Source organism: Chromohalobacter sp. 48-RD10 (genome assembly GCF_029889785.1).
Classification (GTDB): Bacteria; Pseudomonadota; Gammaproteobacteria; order Pseudomonadales; family Halomonadaceae; genus Chromohalobacter.
Genome location: NZ_JARANX010000001.1, coordinates 613,811 through 627,765, shown reverse-complemented (window position 1 = coordinate 627,765; position 13,955 = coordinate 613,811). Strand labels below are relative to the sequence as shown.

General features: G+C 59.5%; 12 protein-coding genes. 6 read left to right on the top strand and 6 right to left on the bottom strand.

Annotated features, from left to right (window positions below; all coding sequences use genetic code 11):
• Nucleotides 1-351: 351 nt before the first annotated feature.
• Nucleotides 352-870 (bottom strand): 2-amino-4-hydroxy-6-hydroxymethyldihydropteridine diphosphokinase, encoded by a 519-nt coding sequence (gene folK, locus OP496_RS02770; RefSeq protein WP_280561869.1) that lies wholly within the window; start codon nt 868-870, stop codon nt 352-354.
• Nucleotides 867-1,220, bottom strand: a complete 354-nt coding sequence (gene folB, locus OP496_RS02765) for a dihydroneopterin aldolase (protein WP_280561868.1) — start codon at nt 1,218-1,220, stop codon at nt 867-869. Before folB ends, folK begins: the two co-directional genes overlap by 4 nt.
• Before the next feature lie 148 nt (nt 1,221-1,368).
• On the opposite strand from folB, the gene OP496_RS02760 reads away from it, so the two are divergent.
• Nucleotides 1,369-1,995 (top strand): glycerol-3-phosphate acyltransferase, encoded by a 627-nt coding sequence (locus tag OP496_RS02760; RefSeq protein ID WP_280561867.1) that lies wholly within the window; start codon nt 1,369-1,371, stop codon nt 1,993-1,995.
• On the opposite strand, the gene tsaD is transcribed toward OP496_RS02760, so the two are convergent.
• The gene (tsaD, locus tag OP496_RS02755) at nt 1,976-3,007 is read right to left on the bottom strand and encodes a tRNA (adenosine(37)-N6)-threonylcarbamoyltransferase complex transferase subunit TsaD (RefSeq protein WP_280561866.1); all 1,032 of its coding nucleotides are present in this window, start codon (nt 3,005-3,007) and stop codon (nt 1,976-1,978) included. The genes OP496_RS02760 and tsaD overlap by 20 nt on opposite strands.
• Before the next feature lie 245 nt (nt 3,008-3,252).
• On the opposite strand from tsaD, the gene rpsU reads away from it, so the two are divergent.
• From rpsU to rpoD, 3 genes are all read left to right on the top strand, one after another.
• Entirely contained in the window at nt 3,253-3,468 is a 216-nt protein-coding gene (rpsU, locus tag OP496_RS02750; RefSeq protein ID WP_040244373.1) for a 30S ribosomal protein S21, read from the top strand.
• Nucleotides 3,469-3,620: 152 nt separating this feature from the next.
• Entirely contained in the window at nt 3,621-5,465 is a 1,845-nt protein-coding gene (gene dnaG, locus OP496_RS02745; RefSeq protein ID WP_280561865.1) for a DNA primase, read from the top strand.
• A 219-nt stretch (nt 5,466-5,684) separates the two neighbouring features.
• On the top strand, nt 5,685-7,529 hold the full coding sequence (rpoD, locus tag OP496_RS02740; protein WP_280561863.1) for an RNA polymerase sigma factor RpoD: 1,845 nt from the start codon (nt 5,685-5,687) through the stop codon (nt 7,527-7,529).
• Between the two features lie 78 nt (nt 7,530-7,607).
• Here the strand turns inward: rpoD and OP496_RS02735 are convergent, their stop codons facing one another.
• On the bottom strand, nt 7,608-8,147 hold the full coding sequence (locus OP496_RS02735; RefSeq protein WP_280561861.1) for a hypothetical protein: 540 nt from the start codon (nt 8,145-8,147) through the stop codon (nt 7,608-7,610).
• A 282-nt stretch (nt 8,148-8,429) separates the two neighbouring features.
• On the opposite strand from OP496_RS02735, the gene OP496_RS02730 reads away from it, so the two are divergent.
• Together OP496_RS02730 and OP496_RS02725 are read left to right on the top strand one after the other, a co-directional pair.
• Entirely contained in the window at nt 8,430-10,337 is a 1,908-nt protein-coding gene (locus OP496_RS02730) for a DUF294 nucleotidyltransferase-like domain-containing protein (protein ID WP_280561860.1), read from the top strand.
• A gap of 7 nt (nt 10,338-10,344) precedes the next feature.
• Nucleotides 10,345-11,070, top strand: coding sequence for a 3'-5' exonuclease (locus OP496_RS02725; RefSeq protein ID WP_280561859.1), 726 nt, complete (start codon nt 10,345-10,347; stop codon nt 11,068-11,070).
• Between the two features lie 103 nt (nt 11,071-11,173).
• Here the strand turns inward: OP496_RS02725 and OP496_RS02720 are convergent, their stop codons facing one another.
• Together OP496_RS02720 and OP496_RS02715 are read right to left on the bottom strand one after the other, a co-directional pair.
• Nucleotides 11,174-12,820: a BCCT family transporter gene (locus OP496_RS02720; protein WP_280561858.1), complete on the bottom strand. Its 1,647-nt coding sequence runs from the start codon at nt 12,818-12,820 to the stop codon at nt 11,174-11,176.
• 187 nt (nt 12,821-13,007) lie between these two features.
• A complete protein-coding gene (locus tag OP496_RS02715) occupies nt 13,008-13,931 on the bottom strand; it encodes a LysR substrate-binding domain-containing protein (RefSeq protein ID WP_280561856.1) in 924 nt (307 codons plus the stop codon).
• Between the last annotated feature and the right edge of the window lie 24 nt (nt 13,932-13,955).

Sequence of the window (13,955 nt, the reverse complement as noted above, 5' to 3'; positions counted from 1 at the left end):
TCATCACCGGATCAGGCAGAAACTAAAAGGCCTGAGCCCCGTGCAATACAGGGCTCAGGCCATAGCCACCGGTTAAGGGAACCAACCGTCCAACAATCGGGGGTCAGTTCATTCGAGGCGGGTGGCTTTTTATTGTGTCGGTGACGGGTAGGTTCAAGCGTCGGGCTGGTGTTGGTATCCGACCCTGTAACTGCGGACGATGAGCAAAAGGCTCATGCCGCCGATCAACGTTGGTCAACAGAATGGCGGCGAACAGCTTGAGGCTGATGCGCGCGATGGCAGCATCATGTTGGACGCCTGTTAAAGACAGCGTCACGCAATGTGAAAGCAGAGACCGTCCGGCCCGAGGCATCAATCCGAGCGCGAGATCGTGCGGCCACGCCAGGTGAAGGTCACGGGCCACAGGTGTTGGTCGCCGTTCGTGAACGCGGCCCATAGCTCGGCATAAGATTGTCCTGCTTCGGGATGTGACGTCTCCGGCAGCAGTTCGGCGAGTGGCTGCAACACGAACGCATGGTGGAGAATCTCGTCACGCGGGAGATCGACGCCTTCGATATGGCCGCATCGGTCGCCCACAGTGAGCAGGTCGATATCCAGCGTGCGTGGGCTGAACTTGGGACTGCCCGGCAGGCGTCCGTTGTCGGCTTCGATCTGTTTGCACCAGGCTTGCAGCTCGCCGATCGTGAGGGTGGAGTGGAACGCCGCCACGAGATTGTAAAAATTGCGTCCGTCCTCGAAGCCAACTGGTTCGCTTTCGAAGACGCGCGATACCTGCACGTCGCCGAAGGTGTCGGCGAGGGCGTCGAGACAGGCAAGAACGTGGTACTCGCGGTCGATATTGCTGCCGATGCTGACGGTCACCTGTGTCATGCCTGCCCCCGCGTGATGCGTACGCCCACGCTGGCAGCATTGGCGACCGCGCCGGGTTTGCGGACGGTCAGGCTGAGCCAGGCGATGGTGAATTCCTGGCGCAGGGTCTCGGCCAGACGTTCTGCAAAGGTTTCGACCAGCGCGAACTGATGAGCCTCGGCGAAGGTGCCGATACGTTCGCTGATGGCGGCGTAGTCGAGCGCCAGTTGGATATCGTCCCGGTCTGCGGCGGGACGGATGTCGGTCGCCAGTTCGAGATCCAGCCGCAGCTGCTGGCGAAGGGTGCGCTCCCAGTCGTAGACACCGATGACGGTATCCACTTCCAGGGCCTCGATCAGCACGTGATCCACGGCGTATCCTCATTAGGTCGGGCTTTCATGCGGCAAAGCCTGGTCAGCGCTTCGCAGCATCGCAAACCTTAGATTGTACGCCATGAAGGTGGCAGAATCATGGGCGGGGCCCATGCATCGTCGCCCACGCTACGAGGGAGTCCACCTCATGTCTCCAGTCTTGCCCGTCGCGGCCTTGGTGGTTGCCGGTTATCTGAGCGGATCGCTGCTCGGCGCCGTCTGGGTGTGTCGTGCGTTGGGGCGTCGCGATCCGCGTTACGCGGGGTCGCGCAATCCCGGGTTCTCGAATGTCCTGCGTGTACATGGGACGTTGCCGGCTGCCTTGACGCTGGCGGTCGATGCGGTCAAGGCCATGCCGGTGTTGTGGATAGCGCAGCGAGAGACGTTGCCGCTGTGGATACAAGGTGCGGTGGGGTTATCGGTGCTGGTGGGGCATAGCTATCCAGTGTGGCATCGTGGGCGCGGTGGCAAGGCCGTGGCCAGTGCCTTTGGCGTGCTGCTGATGATCGCTACGCCGGTGGCCTGGGTGTGTGCCCTGTGCTGGGCTCTCTTGGCGTGGCGCTCGCGCACTGCGGCGGTGGCATCGCTGGCTGCGGCTTTGCTCGCTCCCTTGGCCAGTTATTGGTTGGTGCGTGAGGCGACTCCGGTGGTGAGCGTCTTCTCGGCGTTGGTGCTTGTGCGCCATGCCTGGAACATTCGCCGCCTGGGTCACGGTGGCGAGCCGGGACTTTCACGCGCCTCGCGCGAAGGTGGCGTCAGGCCGCCGGAGGAGTGAGTGTTGCCAGCGGCCAGCGTGGAGTCGCCTGCATCGCTGCATCGTCGCTTTCACCGGCGAGCAGGCGCTGTGCGCCGACGTAGGCGATCATCGCGCCGTTGTCGGTGCAGAAGCGCCCACGCGGATAAAAAGCCTGCGCGTGGCGCTTAGTGATTGCATGGTCGAGACGCTCGCGCAGGCGATGATTAGCGCTGACCCCACCGGCTACCACGAGACGCTTGAGCCCCGTGTCATCGAGGGCGCGGCGACACTTGATGACCAGTGTGTCGATGACGGCTTCCTCGAAGGCACGAGCGATATCGGCGCGGTCTTGGTCACTGAGGGGGCCAGCTTCCTGGAGCTTTCGGGCGGTGGTCAGGGTATGCGTCTTGAGCCCGGAGAAGCTGAAGTCGAGCCCCGGGCGGTCAGTCATGGGGCGCGGGAAACGAAATCGTGCGGGGTCGCCGTGTTCGGCGAGCTTGGCCACCTGTGGGCCGCCGGGATAGGGCAGGTCGAGCATCTTGGCGGCCTTGTCGAAGGCCTCGCCTGCGGCATCGTCGACCGACTCGCCGAGCAGTCGATAGCGTCCGAGTCCGTGTACCTCGACGAGCTGCGTATGCCCGCCCGAGACCAGTAATGCCACGAATGGAAAGTCAGGCGGCGTGTCCTCGAGCATTGGCGCCAACAGATGCCCCTCCATATGGTGCACGCCGAGCACCGGGATGCCCCAGGCGCGCGCCAGGCCGTGCGAGGTCGAAGCACCGACCATCAGGGCGCCGACCAGACCGGGGCCTGCTGTGTAGGCGATGGCGTCGAGCTGGTTGCCGCGCAGTCCGGCGTCGTCGAGTACCTGGCGAATCAGCGGCAGCAATTTGCGAGTATGATCGCGCGAAGCGAGCTCCGGCACTACGCCGCCGAATTCGGCATGCATGGTCATTTGGCTATGCAGCGCATCGGCGATCAAGCCACGCTCGGTATCGTAGATGGCGACGCCGGTTTCGTCGCAGGAGGTCTCAATGCCCAATACCCGCATGTGTCATCATGTCCCCGCTATCTTGTGAAGCCCGCTATTCTACGCCTTTCACGGCGTGTGTGGCAGGGGCCGTCAGGTAAAAGCTCGAGTAAAGGCTTTGCAAAGCAATCTTACGACGACTAGAATACTGTGTTCTGCAAGACTGGGTCGTGCACTCGTCATGCCGTTCGGCATTAGCCGAACTTGAGCTGACTAGGTGTGCGTTCAATCCGAACTCATCTTTCCTTAAGGTAGGTGATTGGTTAATGCCTTCTGTAAAAGTACGTGACAACGAGCCGTTCGACGTCGCCCTGCGGCGTTTCAAACGTTCTTGCGAAAAAGGCGGCGTTCTCTCCGAAGTGCGTCGTCGTGAGACCTATGAAAAGCCCACCGCAGTGCGCAAGCGCAAGGCTGCTGCGGCGGTCAAGCGTCATGCGAAGAAGCTGCAGCGTGAGCGCAAGCGTTTCGAACGGCTGTATTGATCCGTACTAGAAGCGGCTTCGGTCGCTTTTTAGAGGGACGCCAAGCGGCTGCCATCGGGTGGCCGCTTGTTTTTCCCGCCTCGCTGTTTCCGCGATGCCTGGCTCCGTGATTTCCGCGATACAGACAACGTTTCGTCGAGCGCTTCCCCGCCATGGCTGGACAGATACCTCAACGCTTCATCGATGACTTGCTGGCTCGCACCGACGTGGTCGAGCTCGTCGGCGAACGCGTTCAGCTCAAGAAGGCCGGTCGCAACTACTCGGGCCTTTGTCCCTTTCATCAGGAAAAGTCGCCATCGTTCACCGTCAGTGCCGAGAAGCAGTTCTATCACTGTTTCGGCTGCGGCGTGCACGGCAATGCGCTGCGCTTCTTGATGGAGTTCGATCACCTGCGCTTTCCCGAGGCGGTCGAACAGTTGGCGTCGCGATTGGGGCTGGACGTGCCTCGCGAAGGCGATGACGATCCGCGTGCCCAGCAGCGTGAGCAGCGGCGAGAAGAGGCGGTCAACCTGCTCGAGTTGTCGGCGAGTTTCTTCCGCGAACGCCTGGTGATGGCTGAGGGCAGTGACGCGCGTGATTATCTCGAGCGGCGCGGGCTGTCCGAGGATGTCGTTCGCGAGTTCGGTATCGGCTTCGCTCCAGACAAATGGGAAGCGCTCAAGCGCCATTTGGGGGAGCGCGGCATCAGTGATGCGGTACAGGTCGAATACGGGCTGCTGGTGCATCGCGAAGATTCTGGGCGCAGCTACGACCGCTTTCGCAATCGGGTGATGTTTCCGATCCGCGATTGGAAGGGGCGCACCATTGCATTCGGTGGACGTGTGCTCGGGGACGCCAAGCCCAAGTACCTCAACTCGCCCGAGACGCCAGTGTTTCACAAGGGGCGCGAGCTATACGGCCTCTATGAGGCGCGTCAGGCCAACGCGCGGCTGGAACGCATGCTGGTCGTCGAGGGTTACATGGATGTCGTGACGTTGGCCCAATTCGGGATTCGCAACGCCTGCGCGACCCTGGGCACTTCGATTAGCGAAGATCATTTGCAACGCCTGTTCCGCCTGGTGGGCGAGGTGGTGTTTTGTTTCGACGGCGATCAGGCTGGACGCCAGGCAGCACGCCGCGCGCTGGAGACAGTGCTGCCGTCGATGATCGATGGGCGCCAGGTGCGCTTTCTGTTTCTTCCCGAAGGCGAAGACCCGGATACTCTGATACGGCGTGAAGGCACTGAGGCTTTCGAAAATCGGGTGCTATGTGCCGCGCCTCTTTCGGAGTTTCTTTTCGATCAGGCGGCCGAGGGGCGCGACCTCAAGCACATCGAAGAGCGTGAGCGCTTCGCTACCACGGTATTGCGGGCCTTGGAGCGTCTGCCGGAAGGCGTGTTGAAATCGCTATTGCTGCGCGAACTCTCGCAGCGTACGGGCGTCGAACAAGCGAACTTTCAGGCATTGCTGGCGCGTGCCGATAAGACACATGGTATACAGGATTCTGGCCTCACCGAGGCGCAGGAAGGGGCGCCTCCAGAAACGACGACTCCGCGAGAGGCGGTGTCAGGCGGGCGGCGTGGCGCTTTGAGCCTTGTCGGCCGCTTGTTGCATTTGTTGGTGCATGAGCCTGGCCTGGTGGAGCGCTTGCCCGAGACGCTCGACTGGTGCCCCGCCGACGAGGGCGATGGAGCACTGTGTCACGAAGTGGTGCGCTTGATCCGTGCGGGGGGGTATCGCAATGCGCAGGTCTTGCTGGCGCATTTTCATGGCACGCCCGAAGGTGAGCGACTGGCTTGGCTGGCGCGTCGGGAGCTATTGATGCCACGCGACGCACGCGGCGTCGAGGTGGATGGTCTGGTCGATGGGCTGCGTCAACGTCATTCGCAGCGTTCGCCGCAGGAAGAGTATGACGCCCTGTTGGCCCGGATGCAGGCCGGAGAGTGCCTGTCCAGGGAAGAGCGCCAGCAGTTGAACGAGCTGCTGATGGAATTGAAGGGCGGTGCTCGTCCAACATGATGGTCGTGGAGGAGATGCCTGCCACGACGGGTTGAATTGGCGCAAAACGTCGCCATTTACTAGGCAATATCGGAAAGGGTAGCCGAACAAACTAGCACACTTGGATGACAAGACAAATACGACACTGGCAGTAAAATGTCCTTAGCGGCTATACTGGCAGGCTTAGCAACGTTTCGGTCCGTTCGCTTCCAGGTGCTCCATTGTTGAGATAGGGTTTCTATGGCTGGAAATACGCAGCAGTCACGTCTGAAGGAGTTGATCGCCCAGGGTAAGGAGCAAGGCTTCCTAACCTATGCGGAAGTCAATGACCACCTTCCCGAGGATATCGCCGATCCCGATCAGGTGGAAGACATCATCGCGATGATCAACGACATGGGTATCAGCGTCGTCGAGGAAGCACCTGACGAAGATACCCTGATGATGTCCGACCAATCGACCGATGAGTCCGCGGCGGAAGAAGCCGTCGCTGCCTTGGCGGCGGTCGAGAGCGACGTCGGGCGCACCACCGACCCCGTGCGCATGTATATGCGCGAGATGGGCACGGTGGGGTTGTTGACGCGCGAAGGCGAGATCGAGATCGCCAAGCGCATCGAGGAAGGCACCCGTGAGGTGATGTCTTCGCTGGCTTATTTGCCGGGGGCCGTGGACTCCGTCCTGGAGGCCTATGATGCCACTCAGGACGAGGAAGCACCGGGACGGCTTTCTGATTTGTTCTCGGGCTTCATCGATCCCGATGAGGGGATTCCCGGTGTGGCCGAGGCGGAGATTCCGGCGCCCGTCCCCGAGCAGAGTGTCGCGGACGGTGATGATCCTGAAGACGCCGATGAGGCTGAGGAAGAGGAAACCGGTGGCGGTCCGGATCCCGAGGAAGCAAAGGCGCGTTTCGAGCAGATTCGCGAACAGAACGAGCGTGCCAAGGCCGCAATCGACAAGCATGGCTTGGGCTCGTCGGACGCGAATCAAGAACAAGCGCGCCTTGCCGAGCTGTTCTCGCCGATCAAGCTGGTGCCCAAGCACTTCGAGCGTCTGGTGGGGCAAGTACGCATCAGCATCGAGCAGATCCGTGGTCAGGAAAAGGCCATCATGCAGATCTTCGTCAAGCAGGCGAAGGTGCCACGCAAGACCTTCATCGGCTCTTTCCCGGGTGCCGAGTCCGACCTCGAATGGCTGGATCGTTTCAAGACCAAGCATTCCAAGTATGCCGAGCGTATCGAGCCGTTTCGTGCCGATATTCTGCGTGCTCAGCGCAAGATCGGCTTCGAGGAAGAAGCGGTGCGTTTGCCTGTCACGAATATCAAAGAGGTCAATCGCCGGTTGTCGATTGGTGAGGCCAAGGCGCGTCGTGCCAAGAAAGAAATGGTCGAGGCCAACCTGCGCTTGGTGATCTCGATTGCCAAGAAGTATACCAACCGCGGCCTGCAATTCCTGGATCTCATTCAGGAAGGCAACATCGGGTTGATGAAGGCGGTAGATAAGTTCGAATATCGCCGTGGCTACAAGTTCTCGACGTATGCCACTTGGTGGATTCGCCAGGCGATCACGCGTTCTATCGCCGATCAGGCACGCACCATTCGTATTCCGGTGCACATGATCGAGACTATCAACAAGCTCAACCGCGTCTCGCGCCAGATGTTGCAGGAAATGGGCCGCGAGCCGACGCCGGAAGAGCTGGGAGAACGTCTCGAGATGCCGGAAGATAAGGTGCGCAAGGTACTCAAGATCGCCAAAGAGCCGATCTCCATGGAGACGCCGATCGGTGACGACGACGACTCGCATCTCGGCGATTTCATCGAGGATGGCACGATGCTGTTGCCGATCGACTTGGCCACCGGTGAGGGCCTGATCGAGTCGACGCGCAACGTGCTGAGCGGCTTGACGGCGCGCGAAGCCAAGGTGCTGCGCATGCGCTTCGGGATCGACATGAATACCGACCACACGCTGGAAGAGGTCGGTAAGCAGTTCGATGTAACCCGCGAGCGCATCCGCCAGATCGAGGCCAAGGCGCTGCGCAAGCTGCGTCATCCCTCGCGTTCCGAGCCGTTGCGCACTTTCCTTGACGAGTGAGCGAGGCTAGAACCAAGAAACCCGCGAGCTAGTTCAAGCTCGCGGGTTTCTTATGTGCTACGTATGAAGGCGGTCGTTTCAGCCATGATGGCGGAAGCGACGACGCACCAGTAGCACCAGCTCGATGCAGGCGAAGAAGAGCAGCATATATCCGGCCAGCTCAGTAACTTCCTCTGCGGCGTCTTTGATGACGCGCTGATAATGCTCGCCGAGCATGGCTTCCCAGAATGCGGAACGGCCATATAGCCGTGAGAAAACATATGTACTGAGGAAGCCGGCGGCGAACATCCCGAAGCCGAAGCTGTTGGCGATCGATTTGAACTCCTCGGCAAAAGCATGCCGATGGCGAATCACCACGAACAAGATCGGCAACACGATCAAGGTCACGAGCACTTGCCAGGTACCATCGAATACATATAGATCTAGCCAGCTATCGTTTTCTCGCACAAAGGAAGCGAGGAAGAATGCGCCGAGCAGCAGGCTGACATGAGGGATAGCGCCCGGGCGACGATAGATGTAACCCATCATCAACGCGCTCAGCAGCAACAGCACCGACTGTGTCACTTCGGTAAATGATGCTTCGGAAAACTGGCTAACACCTGAATGAGCATCGAGCATCACTAGCTGCATGATGCCTGCAACAATCAAGATGTAGCACATGGCGCGAAGGCAAGTGGCCTTGAAAGTGTGGTGATCTTCGGGCGGCTGGGAGAAATGCGACATACATGGTCTCTGGCGTGCGTCGAAGCGACGGTGATTAGGGCGTCGATGAATGTTTAATATTAGCAAGAAAACGACTCTTAAGAAACACCGTTTCCGATCTACAAGGTAGTCCTTTACAGAGCCTGGGTAGAATCTCAGACTAACGGTATTGTCCTACCATCGGCGGAGAGTGGTCGCATGCAAGTAGAATTGCTGGAGATTCGTCAGCACATGGCACAGTTTCCGCCCTTCGAGCAGCTGTCTGACGATTTGCTCGATGAGCTGGCCAGTCAGGTCGAGGTTGGGTACTTTCAGGCTGAGACCGATATTTACCATCATGGGGACGCCGTCGAGTACCTTCACTACATTCGTAGTGGTGCTATCGACCTTTATCGCCGCAACGGCGATCTCTACAACCGCCTCAGCGAAGGCGATATATTTGGCCAGTTCGACCTGCTGCGCGATCAGCGCGTACGTTTCCCGGCCCGGGCAATCGAAGATACGTTGATCTACTTCATTCCCCTTGCGGCGTTTCAACACTTGTGCGAAGCGGACGACAACTTTGCCGATTTCGTCGAGGTCGAGCGCCCGCGTCTGGAGTCTACCGTCGACCAGCAACGCAAAGGCCATGAGATGCTGGTGACGCGGGTACGTAAGCTGGCCACCCGGGCACCGGTGATGGTAGAAAGCGGTGCCACGGTGCAGGAGGCAGCGCAGCGTATGGGGGAGCACAGTGCCTCCTCGGTACTGGTGCTGGCGGCGCCGCAAACACCGGATGATTCGCATGCCTTCACCCATGAAGATGGGCAACTGCGCCGCATGATCGGGATCCTCACTGACCATGACTTACGTAACCGTGTCCTGGCCAAGGGGCGTCCAACGAGTACTACAGTGGGGGAGCTTATCGACGAGCGCCCGATCACCATTCAGTCTGACGAGTCGGTGTATGAAGCGATGTTGCGCATGCTGCGCAACAATATCCATCACCTGCCTGTCCTGTATCGGCGGCGCCCGGTGGGCGTGTTACATCTATCCGATATCGTGCGCCACGAGACCAATAGCAGCTTGTATCTGGTAGACAATATCTTTCGCCAGCCCAATGCTGAGGGTCTAGCCACGATGAGTCGCGATGTGCGTGCGGCGTTCGTGCGTATGGTCAACGAAGACGACAACTCGCAGATGGTTGGTAGTTCGCTGTCGAGCATCGGGCGCGCGTTTACACGCCGCTTGCTGGAGCTTGCCGAGGAAGAGCTGGGGCCGCCGCCAGTGCCATATTGCTTCATGGCATTGGGGTCGATGGCGCGCAATGAGCAATCCATCGTCACCGACCAGGACAATGCTCTGGTACTCGATGACAGCTTCGACCCCGAGCAGCACGACGCGTACTTCCTGACATTGGCACAACGCGTCAGTGATGGATTGGCGGCCTGCGGTTATAGCTATTGCAAGGGCGACGTCATGGCGACCAATGCGCGTTGGCGGCAGCCGTTGCACGTGTGGCAGCAATATTTTCGTGACTGGATCGACGACCCCAGCGCCGAGCGTTTGCTGCATAGCTCGATCTTCTTCGATCTTGATAGTGTCTATGGCGACGAGGCGTTCGCCGAGTCCTTGCAGGATCTGGTCGCCGAGCGCGCCTCTCAGCGTCCACGCTTTCTGGCCGCGATGGCGCGCAATGCGCTGAATCGTACGCCCCCGCTTGGTTTTTTCCGCACTTTCGTAATGGAAAAAGACGGCGAACAGAACAACACGATCAATCTCAAGCGGCGCGGTACGGCACCCTTGGTCGATCTGATCCGTGTGCATGCGCTGGCTTGTGGCTCGCGGGCGCAGAACTCTTTCGACCGTCTCGAGGATATCAACAAAACGCGATTGCTCGCTGGCCACTCCGGGGAGCGGATTCGCTACGCCCTGGAATTTATCGCCATGGTGCGAATTCGTCATCAGGTCATCGATATCCAGGAAGAGCGTGAACCGGACAATAACATTGAGCCCGAAAACGTCTCGGATAACGAACGCCACAATCTCAAGGACGCTTTTCAGGTATTGAGCAACGCCCAGAAATTCCTGAAGTTCCGTTATCCCATGCCTTCCCAGAAACGCTGATATTTGAATGAAGCCACTGCGTTCACGCCGACACCCGCAGCCGCCGACATGGGCGGATTATTTCATGGCGCGTCACCAGCAGGCGCGTGATACGGCATTGGAAAGCTACTTCGATGTCGGTGTGCCCACGCCGGAGACCCCAATCGGTGATGTACCGATGTTGGCCATGGACATGGAAACCACTGGCCTAGATGAGCAGCGTCATGCCATCGTCAGCATCGGCGTGGTGCCTTTCGATCTGCGGCGCATACGGCTCGCCGAGCGTCGTTACTGGGTCGTGAGGCCGCCGCGTCCGCTCAATGAGCGCTCGATCACCTTTCACCATATTACCCATAGCGAGATCGAGCAGGCCCCCGACCTTGATGATGTGCTCGACGAGTTATTGGCCGCGATGGCCGGGCGCATCGTCGTGGTGCATTATCGCCATATCGAGCGCACTTTCCTGAATGCGGCCGTCAGGGCGCGACGTGGCGAGGGCATTCACTTTCCGGTAATCGACACCATGTCGCTGGAAGCGCGTCTACACCGTCAGCCTTTATGGGCGCGTTTTCGACGCTGGATGGGACGGCCGCCGGCCTCGATCCGGCTGCCCGATAGCCGCACGCGCTATGGTTTGCCGCCCTATCAGGCGCACCATGCCTTGATCGATGCCATGGCGACCGCCGAATTGTTGCAAGCGCAGATTGCTCATCGCTACAGCCCCGAGACGCCACTGAGCGAGATCTGGAGCTAGTCAGACGAGCGTGGCGTTTTGTAAAGGGGGGCGTGAATAGGTCTGGAAACGAAGAAGGCGGCCCATGGGCCGCCTTCTATGCGTCGCGAATTCAGGAATTCGCTTAGTTGCTGCGTGGTTCGCTCATCAAGCCTTTGATGATGGCGTAGCAGGCCGCCAGCAAGACCAGCGTGAAGGGCAGGCCCGTGGTGATGACCGCCGTTTGTAGTGCGGTGAGGCCACCGCCCAACAGCAGGGCGATGGCGATTGCACCTTCGATCAACGCCCAGAAAATGCGTTGAGGCTTGGGTGCGTCGACCTTGCCGCCGGCGGTAATCGAGTCGATGACCAGCGAGCCGGAATCCGAGGAGGTGATGAAGAACACCATCACCAACACGATGCCCACAAACGAGGTGATCGCCGTCAGCGGTAGCTGGCCGAGCATGGTGAACAGCTGAAGCTCCAGCGCAGCGTCCTGCACGCCACTGAATCCATCGGAGACGACCTGGTCGATAGCGGTGCCCCCGAAAGCGGTCATCCACAGGATCGAGACCAGTGTCGGCACCAGCAGCACTGCGATCAAGAATTCACGTACGGTACGGCCACGGCTGACGCGGGCGATGAACATCCCGACGAACGGAGACCAGGAAATCCACCAGGCCCAGTAGTATGCCGTCCAGGTTTGTGTGAATCCACTATCTTCACGACCGAAGGGGTTGGAGAGGCCGGGTAGATTCTTGACGTAACCGAGCAGATTCTCGAAGAACCCTGTTGCGATGAGTAGCGTTGGCCCGACGAAGATGACGAAGAGTAGCAGCAAAAAGGCGAGGGCCATGTTGAGCTGCGAGAGGCGTTGCACGCCCTTGTCGACACCGGCGACGACCGAGACCAGCGCCACCAGCGTGATAGCCAGAATCAGTATCACCATGGTGACGTTGGTATTGGGCGTATCGAACAGGTGGTGCAGCCCCGCAGAGGCCTGCGAAGCACCCAGACCCAGCGAGGTCGCTAGACCGAAGAGTGTGGCGAAGACCGCCAGGATATCGATGACGTGGCCTGGCCATCCCCAGACGCGCTCACCCAGGATTGGGTAGAAGATCGAGCGCATGGTCAGCGGGAGACCCTTGTTATAGGAAAACAACGCCAACGACAGGGCGACGATGGCATAGATGCCCCAGGGATGCAGTCCCCAGTGGAAAATCGTTGCCGCCATGCCCAACTGCGCTGCCGCTTGCTCGTTGCCCTCGGCGCCACCCAGGGGGGCGCTGCCATCACCCGCAAGCGAGGTCCCGAAGTGAGTCAGCGGCTCGGAGACACCGTAGAACATCAAGCCGATGCCCATCCCCGCTGCGAACAGCATGGCGAACCAGCCGGCGTAGCTGAAATCCGGCGTGGCTTTGGCGCCACCCAGGCGAACCTTGCTCAGCGGCGTGAAAATCAGTACGACGGCGAGGACCACGAAAATATTAGCGGCAAGAATGAAGAACCAGTCCATGCTGCCCGTCAAGAACGAGAACATGGTATTGAAAACCGGGGCTACCTGGTTCTGGAACGCCAACGTCACGATGACGAAAAACAGGATCACCAAGGAGGAGATCGTGAACACCTTGCCATGTAGATCGAAGTCGATACCGAACTTAGTGGAGGTGATATTGTCCTGGCCTATCACATAATCGGTATCGATCAGGTTTGCTGGCCCATCCGGAGCCGGAATACCCTCTGAGCCTTCATTCGGCTCTTGGGCCGCATCATCCTGCGAATGTTTGTCCATGAGAATTCTCCGTCTCAGGTAAGCGTAGATTGCGTCGGTGACGCGAGATATGCCGCTTGGCGGCTAGCGTATTGTCGTTAAAACGTATCGTACTCAATAAATTTGCATAATTGAGTCGTTTTTGCCATCAAGACCTTAAACGTTTTGCGGTGCGTTTCGCAAAAACGTCTCGTAGTTGGGGGCGAATTCAACGTTCGCCGCTGCGCATCGCTTCCTCGACGATCCAGTCGTGCACGGCACGCACACGCCGATCATCCAATGCCCCAGGGTGATAGACGAGGCCATAGGTCTTGCCGGTGGCCACGGCGCCGGTGAATGGCGCGATCAGTGCACCGCTATCGAACTCATCGGTAATCAGCGTGCGCCGTGCAATCGCTACGCCCATGCCAGCGATGGCCGCCTCTACGGTCAAGTGATTGCGATTGAAGGTGTAGCCGCGCCGCACGTTGACCGATTCGTCGCCCAACGCGTGCAGATAGTGCTCCCATTCGGCGTAATCGTGGCTGCCGCGCCATGCGGTCACGTCATGCAACAATGGGTAGTAGCCCAGATCCTCGGGGCGCACCAGCGGCGGGCGTCGGCGCAACAGTTGCGGCGAACATACCGCGAAGATTTCTTCGTCCATCAGCGGCGTGATTTGAAAGCCGGCGTAGCGCCCATCGTTGAGGTCGATGGCCAGTTCGAATTCGCCTTCACGCAATGACAGGTTGCTGTCCTCGGAAGCGACATGCAACTCGATGTCAGGAAAGCGCGCCTGCAGCCGCGTCAGTCGTGGCATCAGCCATTTGGCCAGAAACGAGGGCACACAACGCAAGCGCAGCACGCCGCTCATGACCCCCGTACGCAGGCGACGCACCTCCATGCCTACTGCATCGTAGGCCTGATCGACCACCGTCGCCAGGCGTTGTCCTTCATCCGTGAGTTCCAGGCGCCGTGGCAGGCGGCGAAACAGCTTGAAGCCGAGCCGCGCCTCGAGCTGCTTGATCTGCTGGCTGACCGCGCCGGTGGTGACGTGTAGTTCTTCGGCGGCCCGGGTGAAGGAGAGGTGCCGCGCGCTAATCGCGAAGACCTTGAGCCAAGCGTGGGTTTGGGCGTGCAGGGTGCGGCTCATGATTTAGCCATTCTAAAGCTTGAT

Bases quoted from the DNA above. Each gene is read 5' to 3' on its own strand.
- folK (WP_280561869.1), bottom strand. From the start codon at position 870: ATGACACAGGTGACCGTCAGCATCGGCAGCAATATCGACCGCGAGTAC.
- OP496_RS02760 (WP_280561867.1), top strand. From the start codon at position 1,369: ATGTCTCCAGTCTTGCCCGTCGCGGCCTTGGTGGTTGCCGGTTATCTG.
- tsaD (WP_280561866.1), bottom strand. From the start codon at position 3,007: ATGCGGGTATTGGGCATTGAGACCTCCTGCGACGAAACCGGCGTCGCC.
- rpsU (WP_040244373.1), top strand. From the start codon at position 3,253: ATGCCTTCTGTAAAAGTACGTGACAACGAGCCGTTCGACGTCGCCCTG.
- dnaG (WP_280561865.1), top strand. From the start codon at position 3,621: ATGGCTGGACAGATACCTCAACGCTTCATCGATGACTTGCTGGCTCGC.
- rpoD (WP_280561863.1), top strand. From the start codon at position 5,685: ATGGCTGGAAATACGCAGCAGTCACGTCTGAAGGAGTTGATCGCCCAG.
- OP496_RS02735 (WP_280561861.1), bottom strand. From the start codon at position 8,147: ATGCTCGATGCTCATTCAGGTGTTAGCCAGTTTTCCGAAGCATCATTT.
- OP496_RS02730 (WP_280561860.1), top strand. From the start codon at position 8,430: ATGCAAGTAGAATTGCTGGAGATTCGTCAGCACATGGCACAGTTTCCG.
- OP496_RS02725 (WP_280561859.1), top strand. From the start codon at position 10,345: ATGAAGCCACTGCGTTCACGCCGACACCCGCAGCCGCCGACATGGGCG.
- OP496_RS02720 (WP_280561858.1), bottom strand. From the start codon at position 12,820: ATGGACAAACATTCGCAGGATGATGCGGCCCAAGAGCCGAATGAAGGC.
- OP496_RS02715 (WP_280561856.1), bottom strand. From the start codon at position 13,931: ATGAGCCGCACCCTGCACGCCCAAACCCACGCTTGGCTCAAGGTCTTC.